This window comes from Pseudovibrio sp. Ad37 (assembly GCF_001623075.1).
GTDB lineage: Bacteria > Pseudomonadota > Alphaproteobacteria > Rhizobiales > Stappiaceae > Pseudovibrio.
In genome coordinates, this window is sequence record NZ_LMCF01000179.1 from 1 (window position 1) to 1,012 (window position 1,012).

The 1,012-nt window shown below is 52.7% G+C and carries 1 protein-coding gene and 1 pseudogene; both read right to left on the reverse strand.

What is annotated here, in order from left to right:
* On the reverse strand, positions 1-614 hold a 614-nt coding region (locus PsAD37_RS20690), incomplete at its 3' end, for an IS110 family transposase (protein ID WP_153039822.1).
* A gap of 269 nt (positions 615-883) precedes the next feature.
* Positions 884-1,012, reverse strand: a pseudogene (locus tag PsAD37_RS29255) (HlyD family type I secretion periplasmic adaptor subunit); the annotation flags it as partial.

Here is a 1,012-nt window from a genome sequence, read left to right on the forward strand (position 1 = left end):
TGTTCGATCTCGGTACTGGTCGCATCAATGCGTTCGTCTAGCCACAGCCAGTCTTCATAAAGGCCGATCAGTATGTCGTGCATACGCGGAGAAATCTCATTGGCGCGATTGTCGAGAATGGCGAACAAAGAGTTTCTCAAACTGCTGCTGCCCGCGCGCACAGCAATTCCTTGCTCTAACAGGAAGGCCCGGATCTGGTTGATGGTGGCGGTACGACGCGAGACCAATCGGGACCGAACCCGGTGCAGAGCTTGCAGATCGAGCTGATCCTGGCTCTTTTCCTGCACGTAATTCAAATTAGGCCGCAGCACGGCCTCTGCCACAGCTTCAGCATCGTTGTAATCGTTCTTCTGGCCTTTGACGAAGGGCTTGGTGTATTTGGCGGCGATGATACGCGGATCAAACCCCAGTTTGCGCAATGTTCGGCTGACAAAATGCGCACTCATGCACGCTTCCATGCCCACAGTACAGCGCGGCAACTTCTCGAACGTGGCCACGAGGGCCAGACGCTTGATCTTTTTCCGAAAAGCGTAGCTACCATCATCATTGAACCCAACGATGTGCAATGTATCTTTGCCAATGTCGATGCCGACGGAAAGAAGTTCTGTGGTCATGGGACTGCTCCGGTTTCATGAGAACAGGATCACTATAGAGCCTGCGCCTTAGGGGAGCAGGCGGTCCATCCCATTACCGGACATTCACCTACGCGTCAGAGCCACGCTGTTCTTTTACTCCTACTATTTCTGATTGCTGGTATTCTCTTCAGGCTTAGAGTGTGAGTGGCACCCCATTTAAGCCAAGAAAATCGACCATCACCTATAGGTGCTGAGACACCAGTTTGCAGTAGGCAATGGTTGATTTGCTTATTTAATGTCGTTTCTCTTCACTTCTCCTTGAGCGCATGGGCGATTTGGTCTTGCATGGGTTTTATGAAGTAGGAGAGGACGGTGCGTTCGCCGGTTTGGATGAAGCCTTCGACGGGCATGCCCGGCACGAGGGTCTGGCCGTTCCC